The organism is Curtobacterium sp. BNK-1 (assembly GCF_048685235.1).
GTDB lineage: Bacteria > Pseudomonadota > Gammaproteobacteria > Enterobacterales > Enterobacteriaceae > Pantoea > Pantoea agglomerans.
Genome location: NZ_JBLQTJ010000001.1, coordinates 805,332 through 824,041, shown reverse-complemented (window position 1 = coordinate 824,041; position 18,710 = coordinate 805,332). Strand labels below are relative to the sequence as shown.

The window sequence follows — 18,710 nt, the reverse complement described above, 5'->3', positions numbered from 1 at the left end:
CACCCATTCAACGGAGTATCCCCATGCAAGCTTTCGCTATCGCTGGGGCGGCATCGGGCTGCCCCAAAAACACCATGTTCGATTTCAAACTCACCGGCGCTGACGTTATGTCGTGGAAGCCTAAGAGCCGCTTACAGCAGCTTTGGGAGCGCCTGTTACAGGTCGTATCGCAGGAGGGCAAGCCATGAAGACTCAATCACCCACCCTGCCTTACCAGAAGCAGCAGGAAGAGTTAGAGCGCCATCGCAAGATGCTGGAGAACTCGAAGGATTTCACCTTCATCAACCTGATGCTGAAAAGCCTCGGACTGGGAGAGAAGAAATGAGACTGAACAGAACAGCCCGGCATGAGGTGCAGGATATCGCCGACAACCTGCCTGAGAATGAGCTGGAGTGTATTGCCGCTGAAGTCGATGCGCGCATGAACCAGCACAAGACTAACCCGTTAATGCCCGCTCTGTGCGCCTTCCTGACAAAGCATTACGACTACCCTGCCATTGAGATGTTCGATGAAGACGACGAGCAGCACGAAGCCGCTGACGCGTTTTTGCGTGAGGCGATGGTGCGGGTTGCGCGGCGTGAAATTGCGATCGGGATTTACCGCAACAAACACGGAAATCAGGAGGCAGCGTAATGCAGCCGGGCATCTATTACGACATCAGCAACGAGGACTATCACGGCGGCCCGGGCATCAGCAAATCACAGCTGGATGACATTGCCATCAACCCGGCCATATTCCAGTGGCGCAAAGAAGCGCCGGAGGATGACGAGAAGAAAGCGGCGCTAGATATGGGGACTGCGCTGCACTGCCTGCTGCTGGAGCCTGAAGAGTTCGACAATCGCTTTATCGTGGCTCCGGCATTCAACCGGCGAACCAATGAAGGTAAGGCCGATGAGCAGCGGTTCCTGAAGGACTGCGAAAGCACGGGAATGACGGTCATGGATGCCGAGCAGGGCCGGAAGCTACAGCTGATGCGCGCCAGCGCCCTCGCCCATCCTGCGGCACGCTGGCTGCTTGAGGCTGAAGGTCATCAGGAGGCGTCAATTTACTGGAACGACGAGCAGACAGGCGAACTTTGCCGGATCCGGCCAGACAAATTTCTCTCAGGTCAGCCCGTCATCGTCGACGTGAAGAAAGTGGCGGATATGTCACGCTTCGCACGACACGTTGAAGAGTTCCGCTATCACGTTCAGGACGCCTATTACCGAGAAGGCTTCAGCAAGCACTTCGGTGAATATCCACTTTTCGTTTTCATCGCAGTCAGCGAGGCGATCGACTGCGGCCGGTACCCGGTGCGCACCTTCCAGCTGCAGGAGGACGATGTTGCCGTGGGCTATGACCTGTTCCGCCGCAACCTCGATACCTATCACGAATGCATGCTGTCCGGTAACTGGGGCGGCATCGAAGAAATTACACGCCCTGACTGGGCTAAGAGAAAGGATTACGCATGAGCAACGACATCATCACGGCGCCAGTCAATGAGGCTGACACCAAGGCGGCAATCTTCAGCCCGAGTGGCCTGCATAAGCTGCAGGCGTTTGCTGAAGTCATGGCGCAGGGCAAGGCAACGGTTCCTGCTCACCTGTCCGGCAAGCCTGCTGACTGTCTGGCGATAGCATTACAGGCTGCTCAGTGGGGAATGAATCCTTACGCGGTGGCGCAGAAAACGCATCTGGTTAACGGCACGCTGGGTTATGAGGCTCAGCTGGTCAATGCGGTAATCACGAGTTCAACCGCCGTTCAGGGCCGATTCAAATATGAGTACGGCGGCGACTGGGAGAAGTTCAAGCCGGGCGCAGCAAACGCATCGAATGAGCGCGGCCTGTCTGTACGCGTCGGCGCAGTGCTGCGAGGTGAAACAGAAATCACGTGGGGTGAACCGCTTTACATGGAGTATGTCACCACTCGCAATTCCCCGTTGTGGAAGACAGCACCAAAGCAGCAACTGGCATATCTGGCTGTTAAATACTGGGCGCGCCTCTACTGCCCGGACGTGATTCTCGGTGTTTATACCCCGGATGAGTTTGAACCGGCTCAGCGCGCAGAACGCGACGTCACCCCGGCACGCAGTCGCGCTGACCTGAACAACCTGATTAACAGCAAACCTGAAACGCAGCAGCCTGAGCGCGAAATTAACCCGGCGACGAATACCAGTGCATCAGCGCGCACGCCGGACGAGCTGCTTGCCGATTTCACCACTGCAGCAGCTGAAGCTGAAAACGTTGCCGGGCTGGACCGATGCTATAAGTACGCGGCGCGCATGCTGGCAAGCGAGGCTGAAACGCTGGAAAAAGCCACAGATGTTTATCTGCTTCGCAAAGCGGAGATTGAAGAGGCCGGAGAGTAACCATGCGAAAGCTCGCTCAGTACCGGCGCAACAATCACCCGAACAGCGGATTCAAAGAGAAAGTCACCTTCCAGCTATCCAAAAGACCACAAACAGGGCGCGAATTAAGCGCCTTTTTTCATATGACGCTTGGTGAGTTTAACGGGCTGATGCGTGGATGCCTGCGCGGTAAAACAGCGGTGATTGAGGCGACCAGCCCGATGCCGGTAGATGGATGCACCGATTACACTTACACGCTTATCAGCACAAGTCGCCTCACGCCAACCCGACCGCAAACCATGCTCATCAGCAGACGGTCACTTGCTGAGCGCGGTGAAGACAAGCGCCAGCAAAACATCATCGCAGCCGAAAAACGGGCGCGCCTCATTAGGCGTGGCTGGTATCCGGGCTGCCTGGACTAACTATTTTCTCCGCGGCATTGAGCCTGACAGCGGCATAAGGGGTAAGATAATGAGTGCACATTGCGATGATTGCGGATGCCGTAAAGTGTCTGGCTACTGCACAAACTGCCAGGAAGAAGCGTATATCGCTTTCGAGCAGGCGCCAGAAATGCATTTCAGCGAAGAGTTCATGCAGAAAGCATGGGAGCAAGAATCGACGCGTAAGGAGCCATCATGAACGCAGAGCAGAGGCTGGCGATGATTGAGCGTTGCGAAAAATATCAGAATGGCGTGAGAAATATGGCGACTATGCAAACGTCATGCTTCCTGCCGTAGAGGCCCAGCAGATTGCGCAAATCGCGCTGTCCGCTCTGACCGCGCAGCCCATTGGACGCGTTGACCGCGGAGAGGTATCCGATAATAACGAATACCCAAATGCTCGCGTAGTGTGCCTGCATGACCAAGCTGATTGGGAAAACTTTCATGATGGCACAGAGTTGTTCCTGCGCCCCGCGCCCGCCGCTGACCTGGCTGAGCTGGTGCCGGATGAAATAACCCACGCAGATGCGCCTGAACTACAGGAAATCGCATCAAGCGCACAAGCCATCGGCATAAAAGGTGCTTATGCCGGATTTGCTGTGGGCGCAAACTGGATGCGCGCCGCCATCCTGCGCAACATTGAGGAGGCGAAATGACTAGATTCAGATACTCGCTTCTCATTGCATTGCCTGCTCTCATCGTATGCTGGCCGGTTGGCAAGGCAGCCAAAAGGACTGAGATTTGGGCGCGTAGGATTAGGATGATGTGCGCAAGGAAGATGCACAGAGTGATATCAGGAGCGCCAAAGCAAGTCGAATAAGCGATATACTCCCCACAGGAGGACATCGCCATGTCACACAACTTAGCAGCACGCAGCAGAGAAGAACGCGACAGGATTAACGTGGATTTAGCCGCGTCAGGAGTCGCATACAAGGAGCGTATGAATATGCCGGTTATCGCCATGGAGGTGGAGATGCAGCAGCCGGAAGCGCTGAAGGAATATTTCAGGGAGAGATTGCAGCATTACAGAAACGTTGCGCTGCAGTACCCCCGCGGCACTGACCCGGTTTATCAGAAGGAGGATATTAAGTGATTGAGATAATAGTGTTCAGACCACATCAATTCAGTTACAAGACCCTGCTTGAAATATCTGGAGAGGAAGCCATGCATCATGGGCTTATCTTCGAAGGAAAGAATTTCTCTGTTAACTATGTTGAATACCCGGCACCGAATAATGGTGGCATCAAGCGAATATGGTATGCGGTAGAAGAAGGGCTTGCTGTAGCTGAAGAGCAAGTTCTACACGCCGAGAGAAACATAGCGGCAAAATGAGTGACTTTTTTTAAATCAACCTCGCCACGGCGGGGTTTTTTATTGCCTATAGGACACCGAAATGATTAACACCGACCATCCGAAAGAGCTACGCAATAACCTTATTTCCGCGGTGAAAGGTTGCTTTTCTGATTGTTCTGACCAGCGCGAACTGTATATCGCTGGCAACTGCATCGTTGAGATTCTTTCTGCGCTCTCTATGTCCGACGATGAGCTGGTTTCAGTGCTTCAGGATGCGTCAGGCGATGCAGCTGAAGTTGATGATTACATCGATGAGATGATCGCCAATATCAAGGAGTAAAACCCATGAGCCATGCCGATATTTTGGATGAAGCAGCAGAACGCGAGCAGCAGATGATTGAGATTGCCCTGGCGAACCGTAAACGCCCTGAAATGAAGTTTACCGGTGCCTGCTATAACTGCGAGGAGTCAGTAGATAAAGGCTTCTTCTGCTGCCCGGAATGCTGCGAAGACTACCAGCGCATTGAGCGCGCTAAGCAGCATAGGAGAGTGGCATGAAGCTGATTGACTGCCTTTTAGAAGTACTGCCATCCCACGGAGGATGGAAGCCTGGGGCCGATTTCGTTGCGGTGAGTTTTGGCGAGGCGAAATTCTACAGCGAAAAAGGTGGATGGCTATCTACGATTGATGGCGTTGTGGATGGAATGGAAGGAATGAAGGTGAATCGAGAAGAGTATGAACTGGCACTTGCTAAGTCTAATCGGCCTGCGTGGAGTGGCGAAGGCCTGCCGCCGGTTGGGTCTGAGTGTGAGGTGAAAGGTGCGCACGGCGATGAATCATGGTCTGTTGGAAAAATCCTGTCGCATACGAACTTTAAGGGGAGAAATTGCGCGGTTTTTCAGACCGAGGAAACGGTGAGCGTTTCGAGTTCTGAATACTTCCGCCCCATTCGCACCGACGCAGAGCGCAAGCGTGAGGAGACGATAGCAGACCTTCAGAATGCTTTGGGTCATGCGCACGGACTCTTTGACCTGGTATTTCTCTATAAAGCCCTCACGTCCGGCAGCATCCGTCACATCACCCTGAAGTAACCCTTACCCACCCTATTCACTATCGCGCTCTGCGTGAGGAGTTGTTATGTCCAGAGAAGAGGCTCTAGCGAAATTGCACATACTGCAGGGGCTCCGTGACAAAGAAATTGCCCATGCAAATGCTGATGATGTGATTTGCGAATTACTGAACTCCCTCGGCTATCAAGATGTGGTCGAAGAGTACGACAAAATCGACAAGTGGTTCGCATGAACACCATCTGCGACATCACCCCCGGCGAGTTCATGTGGCTCGTCGTTTTTATTTGCATCGTGCTGGCCTGGAACTGGCCGTATAAGGAGTAGATATGGAAACCTATGCCCTGTCTATGGATGAGGCGTGCGCGTTCCTCGGCATTTCCCGGCCTACGTGTCAGCAGTGGATTCGTACCGGACGCCTGATGGCTACGCGCAAAGACCCGTCCAAGCCAAAGTCGCCCTACCTCCTCACCCGTCAGGCCTGTATTGCCGCTCTCAACAATCCAATGCACACTGTCGCCGTGAGCGCGGCAGATGCACATGAGGAGAATAAATCATGTCGATCTTCCGCAGAGGTACCGTCTGGTACGGGAGTTACACGACGCCAGGCGGGAAGCGCATTAAGGAATCTCTTGGCACAGAGGACCGAAAGCAAGCACAGGAGCTTCACGACCGGCGAAAGGCTGAGCTATGGCGAATAGAGCGGTTGGGTGATTTCCCTGACGTAACGTTCGAAGAGGCATGTCTGCGCTGGCTGGAAGAAAAGGCGCACAAGAAATCACTCGATGCAGATAAGGGCCGGATCGGATTCTGGCTCATGCATTTTGAGGGGGTGTTGCTGAAGGACATCAGCGAGGCGAAGATTTATGCCGCGGTCAGCAGGATGACCAACCGTAAGGCAAAGGAGCGATGGGAGCAACGCGCTGTTTCAATGGCGAAGAAGGGGCTGGATATCGGGGAGTACAAACCGGCTGCCGTTTCCACCTCTACCAAAGCAAAGCACCTGGCATTAATGAAGGCGCTGATGCGTGCAGCGGAAAGGGAATGGAAGTGGATCGAGAAGTCGCCGGTTATCAAAGTGCCTCAGGAAAGAAATAAGCGGGTGCGGTGGCTCGAACCCGCTGAGGCAAAGCGACTGATTGATGAGTGTCCGGAACCTCTAAAGTCTACCGTAGAGTTCGCACTGGCAACAGGCCTGCGCCGCTCGAACATCGTCGACCTGAAATGGCAGCAGATTGACCTGCAGCGGAAGGTGGCGTGGATATACCCGGAAGAGAGTAAGTCAGGCAGAGCTATTGGCGTAGCGCTGAATGGCCTGGCTGAATCAGTCCTGAGACGACAAATCGGCCGGCACAACAACTGGGTATTTGTTCACACCGAATCGGTGAAGCGGAATGACGGCACGACTACGGCAAGCGTCAGGAAGATGCGGGTCGATTCAAACACTGCGTGGCGCGCAGCACTGAAACGGGCCGGTATAGAGGATTTCAGGTTTCACGACTTGCGGCATACCTGGGCAAGCTGGCTAATTCAGGCTGGCGTTCCATTATCTGCACTTCAGGAAATGGGCGGCTGGGAAAGCATTGAAATGGTCCAGCGATATGCGCACCTTGCACCTAATCATTTAACGGAGCATGCACGGCAAATTGATGCGATTTTTGGCAGTCGTGTCCCAAATCTGTCCCATGTGGAAAATCTGGTAGTCGGAGGGAGGTGATAACTCGTTGATTTTATATGGTACGCCCTACAGGATTCGAACCTGTGACCTACGGCTTAGAAGGCCGGTGCTCTATCCAACTGAGCTAAGGGCGCATGGAGATGGCACGGATTATACGTCGGGAAGCGGGTACGTCAACGTTTTTGCCGTTTCTCCGCAGCGAAGTGCTGCGGTAATGACCAATTGGCGTCAGTGACGCCTGCGCCATTCGCTGAGCGACACGAGTTTACTGTTGTCGGTAAATTCTCCTTCCAGCTCAATCCCTTGTGATGTGAAACGCGCATTGTATTGCTCACGAAGTGCATGCAGCGCCTGGATGTCCGGCTCCAGCTGGCGCAGAAAGCCCAGCGCGAGCAGCAGCTGCTGGCGGCTAATAAGCGGTGGAAAACCGGCTCGACTGAGAATCGCATGCCAGCGCTGGCTGTTCTCCTCGCTGCCGTCAACAATGAACACCTGCCAGATCAGCAGTACAGCTGCGCCATTATGCAGGTGCGTTTCATTATCCTTGCTGAGATAGTCGGTAAACTCTTTTGCCGCCTCTTTCCCCATCATAGAGATCATTGATTCCACCTGTACCGGTGGCAGCTGCAGCCGTTTGCTGAGCCGCTGAGCGGCGTGGCGTGAGCCAGCGGTGAGCAGCTGAAATCCAGCGACAAACACCACCGCCAGAGTAGCAAGTATTATCCAAATCATTACATCGTCCCCGGATTGTCCTGCAGATATCATACGCATGCAGGCTGGCACTCGTCGCGACGAAAAAGCCGGAAAGCACATACGCGGCTGAAACTGTAACTGACAGCGCGCCGCGCTTCTGACAAAATACCCCCCTTCCCCGATTCAACACAACACAGTGGATTTCCTCTCTGATGGCAGCAAAAATTATTGACGGTAAAACGATTGCGCAGCAGGTGCGCGTTGAGGTTGCGGAAAAAGTGAAGCAGCGTCTGGCCGCCGGAAAACGCGCGCCGGGTCTGGCAGTGGTTCTGGTGGGTGAAAACCCGGCATCACAGATCTACGTGGCCAGCAAACGCCGCGCCTGTGAAGAAGTGGGTTTCCACTCCCGCTCTTACGATTTGCCTGCCACGACCCGCGAAGCTGAGCTGCTGGAGCTGATTGATGCGCTCAATCAGGACGACGAAATCGATGGCATCCTGGTGCAACTGCCACTGCCAGCCGGCATTGATAATGTCAAAGTGCTGGAGCGCATCACGCCTGATAAAGATGTCGATGGATTCCACCCTTATAACGTCGGTCGCCTCTGTCAGCGTGCGCCAACCCTGCGTCCCTGCACGCCACGCGGTATCGTGACGCTGCTGGAGCGCTACAACATTGACACCTACGGCCTGAATGCCGTGGTGGTTGGCGCATCCAACATTGTTGGTCGTCCGATGAGTATGGAACTGCTGCTGGCGGGCTGCACCACGACCGTCACTCATCGCTTTACCAAAGATCTGCGCCATCACGTTGAGCATGCCGATCTGCTGGTCGTTGCAGTGGGTAAGCCAGGGTTTATTCCGGGTGACTGGATCAAACCGGGCGCCATCGTCATCGACGTGGGCATTAACCGGCTGGAGAGCGGCAAAGTGGTGGGCGATGTTGATTTTGATAGTGCATCCGAGCGCGCCTCCTACATTACCCCGGTGCCGGGCGGTGTTGGTCCGATGACAGTAGCTACACTGATTCAAAACACGCTGCAGGCGTGCGAAGAGTTTCATGATAAAGAGGTGGTTTAAATGACAAGTTTTTCACTGGGTAAATTCCCGCACGTCGATCTGTGTGACCTGCTGAAACTGGAAGGCTGGGTTCAGAGCGGCGCACAGGCGAAAGTCGTGATTGCCGAGGGTGAAGTGAAGGTCAACGGTGCGGTAGAAACCCGCAAGCGCTGCAAAATCGTAGCCGGTCAGACCGTGGAATTCGCGGGTTTCCGCATTACTGTGGTCGAGTAATTTCCGGGCGTCCCTGCGGGGACGCTGTTACACCCGCTCATCCCCCTTTACGCACGTCTCCCCTTCCCGCTGTTCCAGTGCAATATGATTCACCGCCGTATGCTGCGCTATCAACGTCGCGAGCCGGGGTGAATGGCTGGTGATCCAGAGCTGACTGAACTCGCTGGCTTCGGCGATTAAGCGCGCCAGCGCAGGCAACAGATCTTCATGCAGGCTGTTTTCCGGCTCATTCAGTGCCATAAAGGCCGGCGGACGCGGGCTGAGCAGTGCGACAACCAGACAGAGAAACCGCAGCGTGCCATCAGAAAACTCGGCGCTCTCCAGCGGACGCAGAATGCCCTGGCGCGACATCAGCATCTGGAAACGGCCATTCTGCACATCGACATCAAACTGGCTGTCGGGAAACGCCTGTTCCATCACCTCAGACAGGAGTTCGGAATGACCACGCTCAACAATGGTCGCCCAGGCCGCCGCCAGATTGCTGCCATCATGGCTCAGCACCGGCGCACGCACGCCAATCTGCGGTGCCCGTATCGGTGAGCCAGGCCAGACCGCAAACTCATGGTAAAAGCGCCACTGCTGCAGACGTTCGCGCAACTGCGAAAGCTCCGGATAGCGATGCGGTTCGCCAAGCTGACCAAACAGCGACTCTTCGGGATGCAGCACCGCCGGATAGGCGACGCGCTCGCCCTCAACGTTGTGCAGAAAGGCAGTCTGATTTTCGCGCTGCATAATACAGGCGGAAGGACGGCGCTGCTGACCGCTCAGCCAGAGTCGCTCCTGCTTCACCAGCGGATCGAGATTAAACAGGCTGGTCACCAGCGGCTCGGGAAAGCCAATCTCCAGCTGGTAATCCATGTCATCCATCACCACGGCCAGCTCCAGGCGCTTTGGATCGTGTCGGCGATCGCCCCGGCGTAAGCCGCCCGCCCACATCGCTTTCTGAATACCGCCTTCTTCAGCCAGCGCCAGTGCCAGGCGACCGCTGGCCGCCTCATGCAGCAGCCGCACCGCTTTGTAGAGGTTGGATTTACCGCAGCCGTTAGGACCGCTCACCACATTCAGCTGCTGCAGCGACAGCGTCAGGTTACGTATCGAGCGGAAGCCGCGGATCTGAATCTGTTCAATCGCCATAATAAAAAAGGGCGATTGCTCGCCCTCTCCGGTTTATTTTCGACGCCAGCTGGAGCCCTGTGGCCCATCCTCGACGATGACACCCAGCGCGTTAAGCTTGTCGCGCGCGATGTCCGCTTCCGCCCAGGCTTTGGCGGCGCGCGCATCGGCACGGGCTTTCACCCAGTGCTCAATCTCGGCAACCTCTTCGTCATTGACCTGCGCGCCGCTTTGCAGGAACAACTCAGGGTCCTGCTGCAGAATGCCCAGCACGTTGGCCATCTCGCGCAGCTTCGACGCCAGCCCGTGCGCTGAAGCGCCATCTTCACTTTTCAGGCGGTTCACTTCACGCGCCATGTCGAACAGCACCGAATAGGCTTCCGGGGTGTTGAAATCATCATCCATCGCGCTGCGGAACCGCGCTTCAAACGCTTCGCCGCCGTGGGCAGGCACGCTGCTGTCGGTGTGACGCAGTGCCGTATAGAGACGCTCCAGCGCCGCACGCGCCTGATTCAGGTTATCTTCGCCGTAGTTAAGCTGGCTGCGATAGTGACCGGACATCAGGAAGTAACGCACCGTCTCCGCATCATAATGTTGCAGCACGTCACGCACGGTGAAGAAGTTACCGAGCGATTTGGACATCTTCTCGCGGTCAACCATCACCATGCCGGAGTGCATCCAGTAGTTGACGTAAGGACCGTCATGGGCGCAGCTCGACTGGGCGATTTCGTTTTCATGGTGCGGGAACATCAGGTCTGAACCGCCGCCGTGGATATCGAAATGGGTGCCCAGCTGTTTGCAGTTCATTGCCGAGCACTCGATGTGCCAGCCGGGACGACCGTTGCCCCACGGCGATGACCAGGCTGGCTCATCCGCTTTGGACATTTTCCACAGCACGAAGTCCATCGGATTGCGTTTCACGTCGGCGACTTCAACACGCGCGCCCGCCTGCAACTGCTCCAGATCCTGACGCGACAGCGCGCCGTAATCGGTGTCGCTAAGCACATCGAACATCACATCGCCATTGTCCGCCACATAAGCGTGACCGCGAGCGATCAGTGTTTCCACCAGCTCGATAATCTCAGCGATGTGACGGGTAGCGCGCGGCTCCTCATCGGGCGGCAGAATCCCCAGCGCGGCGAAGTCATTGTGCATCTCGCCAATCATGCGGTTAGTCAGGGTTTCGATGCTCTCGCCGTTTTCGTTGGCGCGCCTGATGATTTTGTCATCAATGTCGGTGATGTTACGTACATAATTAAGCTGATAACCGAGGTAACGCAGGTAGCGCGCCACCACGTCAAACGCCACGAACGTCCGCCCATGACCAATGTGACAGAGGTCATACACCGTGATGCCGCAAACATACATCCCGATTTTACCGGCATGAATGGGTTTGAATTCCTCTTTCTGTCGACTCAGGGTGTTATAAATCTTAAGCATTGAACGGTTCCGTTTTCGCGTGTGGTTGGCACTTTTAAGTATCCAGACATTGTGCCGTATTTTTATCGCTCGCGCGACGCAAAGCAAGCCAACTGCGCCGCGCTGCTGACGCGTCATTGGAAATTATGATATAAGAACGGTCGACAAAAAGGGGGACGCCCATCGACAGAGCGACCTCAGCAACTGATGACAACCTTTACAGGACGACAAAAATGGTAACTTTCCAGACGAACCATGGCGATATCGTAATCAAAACTTTCGATGATAAAGCGCCGGCAACCGTACAGAACTTCCTGGATTACTGCCGTGAAGGTTTTTACGACAACACCATTTTTCACCGCGTAATCAACGGCTTTATGATTCAGGGCGGCGGCTTCGAGCCGGGCATGAAGCAGAAAGAAACTAAAGCCGAAATTCAGAACGAAGCCAGTAATGGCCTGAAAAACACCAAAGGTACGCTGGCAATGGCACGTACCTCTGCGCCGCACTCTGCGACCGCACAGTTTTTCATCAACGTAGCTGACAACGACTTCCTGAACTTCCGTGACGAAAGCGTTCAGGGCTGGGGCTACTGCGTATTCGCTGAAGTGGTTGAAGGTATGGATGTGGTCGAGAAGATCAAAGCGGTCTCTACCGGCCGCAGCGGCATGCACCAGGATGTGCCAAAAGACGACGTCGTTATCCAGAAAGTGACCGTCAGCGAGTAATGTCGCGCACGCTGTTTATCGCAGATCTCCATCTGTGTCAGGAAGAACCGGCGATTACCGCCGGTTTTCTGCATTTTTTACAGCGCGAAGCGCCCCACTGCGACGCGCTCTATATTCTCGGCGATCTGTTTGAAGCCTGGATTGGCGACGACGATCCCAATCCGCTGCATCAGCAGGTTGCCCGCGCCCTGCGCGCCCTTCCGGTTCCGGTTTACTTTATCCATGGCAATCGCGACTTCCTGATTGGCCGACGCTTTGCGCAGGCCTGCGGCATGACGCTGCTGCCGGAAGAGCAGGTGCTGACGCTCTACGGCCATCGGTTGCTGATCATGCATGGCGATACGCTCTGTACCGACGATGCGGGTTACCTGCGTTTTCGGGCCAAAGTGCATAATCCCTGGATCCAGCGGCTGTTTCTCGCGTTGCCGTTGTGGATACGTAAACGTATTGCCGCCCGGATGCGCGCCGACAGTAAACAGGCCAACCAGCATAAATCCCAGACCATCATGGATGTGAATCAGGAAGCGGTCGTCGCCACTATGCTGCGCCAGCAGGTGCCGCTGTTAATCCACGGTCACACTCATCGCCCGGCGATTCATACGCTGAGCCTGCAGGGTGAAACGGCGCAACGCGCAGTGCTGGGTGCCTGGCACAGCCGGGGTTCCATGATCCAGCTCGACGCCAGTGGCATTCAGCTTATCCATTTCGACTTTTAATCTGCGGTTAAATCCACGACCTTAAGCCCGACGCAACCGTTTTCCTTGCGTGCTTCTCATGCTATTCTCGGTGCCCTTCAAAACCTGTCCGCCCGGCCAGGTCTGTTTGTTCATTCACAGGAGTTGACCCCATGTCATCCAACGCCCCGGCCCGCATCGCCATTGTTATGGGTTCCAGAAGTGACTGGGCCACCATGCAGTTCGCCGCTGAAATCCTCTCCAGCCTGGACGTCCCTTTTGATGTTGAAGTGGTCTCTGCGCACCGCACCCCGGATAAACTGTTCAGCTTCGCCGAAACGGCAGCCGACAAGGGTCTTCAGGTGATTATTGCTGGCGCAGGTGGCGCGGCACATCTGCCGGGTATGCTGGCGGCAAAAACGCTGGTGCCAGTGCTGGGTGTGCCGGTGCAGAGCGCAGCACTGAGCGGCGTCGATAGCCTCTATTCGATTGTGCAGATGCCGCGCGGTATTCCGGTCGGTACGCTGGCGATTGGCAAGGCGGGCGCAGCCAATGCCGCGCTGCTGGCGGCGCAGATTCTGGCGCTGCATGACAGTGCGCTGGCGTTACGCCTGACCACCTGGCGTCAGAGCCAGACCGATGAGGTGCTGAACCATCCCGATCCGCGGGTGGATGCATGAAGCCGGTTTGCGTACTGGGCAACGGCCAGTTAGGTCGTATGCTGCGTCAGGCGGGTGAACCCCTGGGCATCGCGGTTTATCCGGTGGGCTTAGACGCCGATCCTACCGCGCTCCCTATCGCCGACAGCGTGATCACCGCCGAAATCGAACGCTGGCCGGAGACGGCGCTGACGCGTGAGCTGGCCAGCCATCCGGCCTTTGTTAACCGCGATATCTTTCCGCGTCTGGCGGATCGTCTGACGCAGAAACAGCTGCTGGATCAGCTGGGACTGGCCACCGCGCCGTGGCAGTTGCTGGCAGATAAAAGCGAATGGCCAGCGGTGTTCGACTCGCTGGGCGAGTTAGCGATTGTGAAAAGCCGCACCGGCGGTTACGACGGCCGGGGTCAGTGGCGTCTGCGTGCTGATGAGACTCACACCCTGCCGGAGGCGTGCTACGGCGAATGCATCGTTGAGCAGGGCATCAACTTTTCCGGTGAAGTCTCACTGGTGGGGGCGCGCGGTCACGATGGCCAGGTGGTGTTCTATCCGCTGACGCATAACCTGCATCAGGATGGCATTCTGCGCACCAGCGTTGCGCTGCCGCAGGCGGATCAGGCACAGCAGCAGCAGGCCGAAGCGATGCTGAGTGCGATCATGCAGGAACTGAATTACGTCGGCGTAATGGCGATGGAGTGTTTCATTACGCCAGAGGGATTGCTGATCAATGAGCTGGCGCCGCGCGTCCATAACAGTGGGCACTGGACGCAGAACGGTGCGTCGATCAGCCAGTTTGAGCTGCATCTGCGCGCCATTCTTGGCCTGGCATTACCGCAGCCGGTGGTGTTTGCGCCGTCGGCGATGGTCAATCTGATTGGCACCGACGTGAATCTGAGCTGGCTGCAGCAGCCGCTGGTGCATCTGCACTGGTATGACAAAGAGGTGCGTCCGGGTCGTAAAGTGGGCCATCTGAATCTGACCGACAGCGATACAGAACGGCTCAGGGCTGCCCTTAATGCGCTGGTGCCGCAGCTACCGGAAGCGTACGCCAGCGGCATCGCCTGGGCGGTTGAAAAACTGTAATCCTCCGCACCTGAGTCTGGAAATGGCTTTACCAGGCAGCTCAGAAGCTTAATGCGATGGGAGCATACGCCTGGAGCAAAGCATCGCGCCGCCCGGCTAAAAACGCCGGGAGCGTTTTTGAACAACGCAAAGCGTTGGCCCGGCTACGGGCGCACCTCAGGGATGAGCAGCGTAATCGCCCGCGCTGAGCCTGCCATGGATGGCGTTTTTGCGGAGGGCGTATGCTCCCTGAGCCAGCACCTTACCGTCGAGCGCTACGGGTGCTAACTCACGCCGCATCAAACTTCCTGAACAACGCTTTCCCTTTGAGTAATCGGATCCCCAGCCAGCCACCGCACAGCGATAACAGCAGCGCGCCACACAACGGCAGCGCCAGCCACAGGGTCCAGTCAGGCTGCCACGGGAAGTCGAAAATCTTAGTCTGTAATCCCCACAATGCCGCTTCTGCCCCCATCGCCGCCGCCACGCCGGAGACCACGCCGAGCAGGGCAAACTCACACCACAGCGTCGTGCGCAGCAGGCGTTTACCGGCACCCAGCGTGCGATAGACCACCAGCTCCTGACGCCGCTGGCGCATACCGACCTGAATCTGCGCCAGCAGCAGCAACACGCCGCAGGCGGTCACCAGCACCACCATGATCTCCAGCGCCTGGCTGACCTGCGCCAGCACCTGACCGATCTGCCGCATTATGCTGCCGATATCCAGCAGACTTAGCGCCGGAAAAGCACGGTTAAGCTGCGCCAGCAGAACAGGATTCGCCTCCATGCGGAAGCTGGTGAGCCAGGTCTGCGGCTGGCTGTCGAGCGCGCCCGGCGGGAAGATAAAGAAGAAGTTCGGCTTCAGGCTTTCCCAGTCCACTTTACGCAAACTGGTAATGCGCGCGCTGAAGGTCTGCGTATCGCCGTCGAACGTCAGGGTATCGCCGAGCTTCAGCCCCAGCCGATCGGCCAGCTCCACTTCCATCGACACTTCACCCGCTTTGGGTGGCCAGTTGCCTGCCACCAGCGGATTATGATCCGGGCGATCGGCCAGTTCCGTCAGGTTGAGCTCACGGTTCAGGGCATTATCCAGCTTCGGATCGGCCGGTTTGCCGTTGAGTTCACTGAGCCGCACCCGCGCAATCGGGTAAAAGGTCCCGGGCGTGATCTGATGCGACTGCAGGAAATCACGCACCTGCGGCACCTGATCTGCCGTCATGTTCAGCAGGAAGAAGTTCGGGCTATCCGCCGGTAACTGCTGCTGCCAGCGATCCAGCAGATCGCCACGCATTACCAGCAGCAGCGCCAGCAGCATGAACGACAGCGAAAAGGCCGCAAGCTGGCTCAGCGTCATGCCGGGCTGGCGCAGCAGCCGGTTGATCGCCAGTCGTAACGCCAGGTTGCGCACTACCAGCCGACGCAGCAGCAGCAGGGTTCCCCAGCCGAGTAGTGCCAGCAATCCCGCCAGCACCACCACACCCGCCAGCAGCGCCCAGAGCATTTTACTGCCGCCAACCAGCAGCGCTAACAGCGTCACCACAACAGCAATCATCACCGGAATATAGATCTTCAGCGGCCAGAGGTTCGCCACCGCATCGCGCCGCAACACCCGCAGCGGCTGCGTCGCCAGCAGCAGACGATAGGGACGCAGACCCACCAGCAGCGAAATCACAAACAGCGATCCCACCGCCCAGATCCATGGCCAGACGCTGGCCGCCGGTAAGCTGGCAGGCAGCACGGGTTTCAGCATCGCCATCAGGATCGCTTCAACGCCCTGCCCCACCAGGCCACCGGCAATCGCCGCCAGCAGCAGTACCGCCAGCCACTGACCGATGATCAGCCGCTGCAACGCGCCGTGCGTCGCACCCAGGGTTTTCAGCACCGCCACCAGATCGTAGCGGCTGCGGCAATAGTGGCTCATGGCAACCGCCACGGCCGCAATCGCCAGCATCAGCGTCAGCAAGGCCGAGAGCAGCAGGAACTGCTGCGCGCGCTGCATCGAACGGCCTAATGCATCTTCCGAGTTCTCCACGCTGATCCAGCGCTGGTCCGCCTTCAGCTGCGGTTCAATCCAGCGGTCATAGCTGGCCAGCTGATCGGGATTACCGGAGAACTTATAGCGCCAGGTGATGCGGCTGCCTGGCTGAATCGCACCGGTTTTGGCGGCATCCGCCAGATTGATCAGCAGACGCGGCGCCATCTCAAACGGGTTAAAGCCGCCATCCGGCTCCTGGATCACCTCCCCGCTGATGCGCAGCTGGGTGTCACCCACTTCCAGCGTGTCGCCCACTTTCAGGTTCAGCAGCGCCATCAGGCGCGGTGCCGCCAGCGCGGTACCCGCCTGCGGCCTCAGCCCTGGCGGCTGCGTCTGCAGCGTGCCAAACATCGGGTAGCGATCGTCCACCGCTTTTACTGAGGCAAGCTGCGGGGACTGATCGGCAAATGTCATGGTCATAAAGGTCAGCTGACGGCTCACCGTCAGACCGCTTTCAGCCGCTTTTGCCAGCCAGGCTTCTGGCGCTGCATCACTGCTGCGCAGCGTACGGTCGCCGGCCATAAAATCACGGCTCTGCTGATTCAGCCCTTTTTCCATGCGATCGCTGATCGACCCCAGCGCCAGCACGCAGGCCACCGCCAGCGTCAGCGCCAGCCAGACAATCAGCAGCGAGGGCGAACGCCACTCGCGCCAGAACCAGCGCCAGATCATTGCTCCTCCCACAATTTACCGTCGCGCAGCCGCAGGCGACGATCGCAGCGCGCCGCCAGTTGCTCGTCATGCGTCACCAGAATCAGCGTGGTGGCGAAGTCGCGGTTAAGGGAAAACAGCAGATCGGCAATGCGGTCACCGGTTTTACGATCGAGATTGCCGGTCGGTTCATCGGCAAACAGCAGACCAGGACGGCCACTGAAGGCGCGGGCCAGCGCCACGCGCTGCTGCTCGCCGCCTGAAAGCTGGGCGGGCAGATGATGCAGACGTTCACCCAGTCCGAGCAGCGTCAGAAGCTCTCTCGCCTGTTCACGGCTCTGACGGTCGCTGTCGCCGCGCAGCAGCGAAGGCAGCTGCACGTTCTCCTGGGCATTCAGGGTTGGCACCAGCATAAATGACTGGAATACAAAGCCGACCTGCCGGGCACGCAGGGCCGCACGCTGCTCTTCGTTCATCTGGTGCAGTGGCTGCCCCAGCAGATGGACTTCGCCGCTGCTGCCATCGTCCAGCCCGGCCAGAATTCCGAGCAGGGTTGACTTGCCGGAACCGGATTCGCCAATCAGCGCAATGGTCTCAGCTGGTTTGACAACCAACTCAACTCCGGTAAGGATGGTTAACTGATGCTCTCCCTGACCGACGGACTTAGTAAGATGATGAACTTCAACAATGTTTTCCGCTGGCATTATCCCTTCCTGTTATTGATTCTTCTGCTGGTGTCGCGTCTTGCTGCTGCAGATACGCTGATGGTGCTGGGCGACAGCCTGAGTGCGGGCTATCGCATGTCTGCCACTGCGGCCTGGCCCAGCCTGCTTGATAAGCAGTGGCAGCAAAAACCTAAAGTGATCAACGCCAGTATCAGCGGTGATACGGCTGCACAGGGGTTGGCGCGCCTGCCCGCACTATTAAAACAGCATCAGCCGCAATGGGTGTTAATCGAATTGGGCGGTAACGATGGTTTGCGCGGTTTCCCGCCCGACGCTATCGCGCAGAATCTGAGTAAAGTTATCGACGATGTTAAAGCCGCCAATGCGAAGCCGCTGCTGATGCAGATTCGTCTGCCTGCCAACTATGGCCGCCGCTACACCGAAGCGTTCAGCGGCATCTATCCCGGATTAGCGCAGCAGCATAACATTCCTCTGGTGCCCTTTTTCATGGAACAGGTTTATCTGAAACCCGAGTGGATGCAGCAGGATGGCATTCATCCTAATCCTGATGCCCAGCCTTTTATCGCCCAGTTAATGGCAAAAGACCTGGCCCCCTTAGTTAAGCAGCCGTAGCGCGCCGGGATGCGCCAAAAGGGTAAAGAAATGCAAAAGCACTAAATAACGGCAAGGTGGCGACTGAGATTTTCGACCGCTTTGCCATTCCTGAGTGTCCAGGCTTCCTCTCTAAACAATATCAATGCGAAAAGATAATTCCGCCCCAATATGGGAACAGTTAGACCCCAAAATTCGAGATGTCGTAACCGATATTTTCTATCAGGGTGTTCACAATGCCAGAGCACTGTTTCAGGCCGCAATTGAAGGTAAGCCCGCATTAATAGCCCATATTAAAAGTAGT

General features: G+C 56.8%; 26 protein-coding genes, 1 tRNA gene and 1 pseudogene. 22 read left to right on the top strand and 6 right to left on the bottom strand.

The genetic code is table 11. From position 1 onward, the window contains the following. Positions 1 to 23: 23 nt before the first annotated feature. The 15 genes and pseudogenes from ACMGGP_RS03790 to ACMGGP_RS03720 all read left to right on the top strand — a co-directional run bounded on the left by ACMGGP_RS03790 (position 24) and on the right by ACMGGP_RS03720 (position 6,843). Entirely contained in the window at positions 24 to 188 is a 165-nt protein-coding gene (locus tag ACMGGP_RS03790; protein ID WP_167861880.1) for a hypothetical protein, read from the top strand. Continuing rightward, positions 185 to 325: a hypothetical protein gene (locus ACMGGP_RS03785; RefSeq protein ID WP_158001809.1), complete on the top strand. Its 141-nt coding sequence runs from the start codon at positions 185 to 187 to the stop codon at positions 323 to 325. The genes ACMGGP_RS03790 and ACMGGP_RS03785 overlap by 4 nt, the downstream gene beginning before the upstream one ends. Beyond that, the gene (locus ACMGGP_RS03780) at positions 322 to 633 is read left to right on the top strand and encodes a hypothetical protein (protein WP_498798149.1); all 312 of its coding nucleotides are present in this window, start codon (positions 322 to 324) and stop codon (positions 631 to 633) included. The genes ACMGGP_RS03785 and ACMGGP_RS03780 overlap by 4 nt, the downstream gene beginning before the upstream one ends. Continuing rightward, a complete protein-coding gene (locus tag ACMGGP_RS03775) occupies positions 633 to 1,451 on the top strand; it encodes a PD-(D/E)XK nuclease-like domain-containing protein (protein WP_498798148.1) in 819 nt (272 codons plus the stop codon). Before ACMGGP_RS03780 ends, ACMGGP_RS03775 begins: the two co-directional genes overlap by 1 nt. Next, the gene (locus ACMGGP_RS03770) at positions 1,448 to 2,347 is read left to right on the top strand and encodes a RecT family recombinase (protein WP_498798147.1); all 900 of its coding nucleotides are present in this window, start codon (positions 1,448 to 1,450) and stop codon (positions 2,345 to 2,347) included. Before ACMGGP_RS03775 ends, ACMGGP_RS03770 begins: the two co-directional genes overlap by 4 nt. A gap of 2 nt (positions 2,348 to 2,349) precedes the next feature. Then, positions 2,350 to 2,748 (top strand): hypothetical protein, encoded by a 399-nt coding sequence (locus tag ACMGGP_RS03765; RefSeq protein WP_498798146.1) that lies wholly within the window; start codon positions 2,350 to 2,352, stop codon positions 2,746 to 2,748. Between the two features lie 248 nt (positions 2,749 to 2,996). Then, positions 2,997 to 3,422, top strand: a complete 426-nt coding sequence (locus tag ACMGGP_RS03760) for a hypothetical protein (protein WP_498798145.1) — start codon at positions 2,997 to 2,999, stop codon at positions 3,420 to 3,422. Positions 3,423 to 3,616: 194 nt separating this feature from the next. Continuing rightward, positions 3,617 to 3,859: a DNA polymerase III subunit theta gene (locus tag ACMGGP_RS03755; protein WP_354475755.1), complete on the top strand. Its 243-nt coding sequence runs from the start codon at positions 3,617 to 3,619 to the stop codon at positions 3,857 to 3,859. Continuing rightward, a complete protein-coding gene (locus ACMGGP_RS03750; protein ID WP_498798144.1) occupies positions 3,856 to 4,098 on the top strand; it encodes a hypothetical protein in 243 nt (80 codons plus the stop codon). Before ACMGGP_RS03755 ends, ACMGGP_RS03750 begins: the two co-directional genes overlap by 4 nt. A 61-nt stretch (positions 4,099 to 4,159) precedes the next feature. Further along, positions 4,160 to 4,399 (top strand): hypothetical protein, encoded by a 240-nt coding sequence (locus ACMGGP_RS03745; protein WP_498798143.1) that lies wholly within the window; start codon positions 4,160 to 4,162, stop codon positions 4,397 to 4,399. Between the two features lie 5 nt (positions 4,400 to 4,404). Next, the gene (locus ACMGGP_RS03740; RefSeq protein ID WP_498798142.1) at positions 4,405 to 4,617 is read left to right on the top strand and encodes a hypothetical protein; all 213 of its coding nucleotides are present in this window, start codon (positions 4,405 to 4,407) and stop codon (positions 4,615 to 4,617) included. After that, positions 4,614 to 5,150, top strand: a complete 537-nt coding sequence (locus tag ACMGGP_RS03735; protein ID WP_498798141.1) for a hypothetical protein — start codon at positions 4,614 to 4,616, stop codon at positions 5,148 to 5,150. The genes ACMGGP_RS03740 and ACMGGP_RS03735 overlap by 4 nt, the downstream gene beginning before the upstream one ends. A 46-nt stretch (positions 5,151 to 5,196) precedes the next feature. Further along, positions 5,197 to 5,361 (top strand): hypothetical protein, encoded by a 165-nt coding sequence (locus ACMGGP_RS03730; RefSeq protein ID WP_498798140.1) that lies wholly within the window; start codon positions 5,197 to 5,199, stop codon positions 5,359 to 5,361. A gap of 94 nt (positions 5,362 to 5,455) precedes the next feature. Beyond that, positions 5,456 to 5,545, top strand: a pseudogene (locus ACMGGP_RS03725) (helix-turn-helix domain-containing protein); the annotation flags it as partial. Positions 5,546 to 5,682: 137 nt separating this feature from the next. Then, positions 5,683 to 6,843 carry a tyrosine-type recombinase/integrase gene (locus ACMGGP_RS03720; protein ID WP_498798139.1) on the top strand — a complete coding sequence of 387 codons (1,161 nt, stop codon included), beginning with the start codon at positions 5,683 to 5,685 and terminating at the stop codon, positions 6,841 to 6,843. 18 nt (positions 6,844 to 6,861) lie between these two features. Here the strand turns inward: ACMGGP_RS03720 and ACMGGP_RS03715 are convergent. Continuing rightward, a tRNA-Arg gene (locus ACMGGP_RS03715) sits at positions 6,862 to 6,938 on the bottom strand. 94 nt (positions 6,939 to 7,032) lie between these two features. Then, positions 7,033 to 7,536, bottom strand: a complete 504-nt coding sequence (locus ACMGGP_RS03710; RefSeq protein WP_132499485.1) for a DUF1198 family protein — start codon at positions 7,534 to 7,536, stop codon at positions 7,033 to 7,035. A gap of 173 nt (positions 7,537 to 7,709) precedes the next feature. Between ACMGGP_RS03710 and folD the strand changes: the two genes are divergently transcribed. Then, entirely contained in the window at positions 7,710 to 8,576 is an 867-nt protein-coding gene (folD, locus tag ACMGGP_RS03705) for a bifunctional methylenetetrahydrofolate dehydrogenase/methenyltetrahydrofolate cyclohydrolase FolD (protein WP_010671240.1), read from the top strand. After that, complete coding sequence (ybcJ, locus tag ACMGGP_RS03700; RefSeq protein WP_003849455.1) at positions 8,577 to 8,789, top strand: ribosome-associated protein YbcJ; 213 nt, start codon at positions 8,577 to 8,579, stop codon at positions 8,787 to 8,789. 27 nt (positions 8,790 to 8,816) lie between these two features. Here the strand turns inward: ybcJ and ACMGGP_RS03695 are convergent, their stop codons facing one another. Continuing rightward, positions 8,817 to 9,923: an AAA family ATPase gene (locus ACMGGP_RS03695; protein WP_010671239.1), complete on the bottom strand. Its 1,107-nt coding sequence runs from the start codon at positions 9,921 to 9,923 to the stop codon at positions 8,817 to 8,819. Between the two features lie 33 nt (positions 9,924 to 9,956). After that, positions 9,957 to 11,342 carry a cysteine--tRNA ligase gene (gene cysS / locus ACMGGP_RS03690; RefSeq protein WP_010259051.1) on the bottom strand — a complete coding sequence of 462 codons (1,386 nt, stop codon included), beginning with the start codon at positions 11,340 to 11,342 and terminating at the stop codon, positions 9,957 to 9,959. 212 nt (positions 11,343 to 11,554) lie between these two features. On the opposite strand from cysS, the gene ppiB reads away from it, so the two are divergent. From ppiB to purK, 4 genes are all read left to right on the top strand, one after another. Then, on the top strand, positions 11,555 to 12,049 hold the full coding sequence (gene ppiB / locus ACMGGP_RS03685) for a peptidylprolyl isomerase B (protein WP_010259052.1): 495 nt from the start codon (positions 11,555 to 11,557) through the stop codon (positions 12,047 to 12,049). Beyond that, positions 12,049 to 12,765, top strand: a complete 717-nt coding sequence (lpxH, locus tag ACMGGP_RS03680; protein ID WP_033766656.1) for a UDP-2,3-diacylglucosamine diphosphatase — start codon at positions 12,049 to 12,051, stop codon at positions 12,763 to 12,765. Before ppiB ends, lpxH begins: the two co-directional genes overlap by 1 nt. A gap of 131 nt (positions 12,766 to 12,896) precedes the next feature. Continuing rightward, the gene (purE, locus tag ACMGGP_RS03675) at positions 12,897 to 13,403 is read left to right on the top strand and encodes a 5-(carboxyamino)imidazole ribonucleotide mutase (protein ID WP_010259054.1); all 507 of its coding nucleotides are present in this window, start codon (positions 12,897 to 12,899) and stop codon (positions 13,401 to 13,403) included. Next, positions 13,400 to 14,464, top strand: a complete 1,065-nt coding sequence (gene purK, locus ACMGGP_RS03670) for a 5-(carboxyamino)imidazole ribonucleotide synthase (RefSeq protein ID WP_158131935.1) — start codon at positions 13,400 to 13,402, stop codon at positions 14,462 to 14,464. The genes purE and purK overlap by 4 nt, the downstream gene beginning before the upstream one ends. A gap of 268 nt (positions 14,465 to 14,732) precedes the next feature. Here purK and ybbP read toward each other — a convergent pair whose 3' ends face one another. Both ybbP and ybbA read right to left on the bottom strand, forming a co-directional pair. After that, entirely contained in the window at positions 14,733 to 17,150 is a 2,418-nt protein-coding gene (gene ybbP, locus ACMGGP_RS03665; protein ID WP_167429853.1) for a putative ABC transporter permease subunit YbbP, read from the bottom strand. After that, positions 17,147 to 17,833: a putative ABC transporter ATP-binding protein YbbA gene (gene ybbA / locus ACMGGP_RS03660; protein WP_010259059.1), complete on the bottom strand. Its 687-nt coding sequence runs from the start codon at positions 17,831 to 17,833 to the stop codon at positions 17,147 to 17,149. Before ybbA ends, ybbP begins: the two co-directional genes overlap by 4 nt. Here ybbA and tesA point away from each other — a divergent pair. After that, a complete protein-coding gene (gene tesA / locus ACMGGP_RS03655) occupies positions 17,771 to 18,427 on the top strand; it encodes a multifunctional acyl-CoA thioesterase I/protease I/lysophospholipase L1 (RefSeq protein ID WP_033756808.1) in 657 nt (218 codons plus the stop codon). The genes ybbA and tesA overlap by 63 nt on opposite strands. The last annotated feature ends 283 nt before the right edge of the window (positions 18,428 to 18,710 follow it).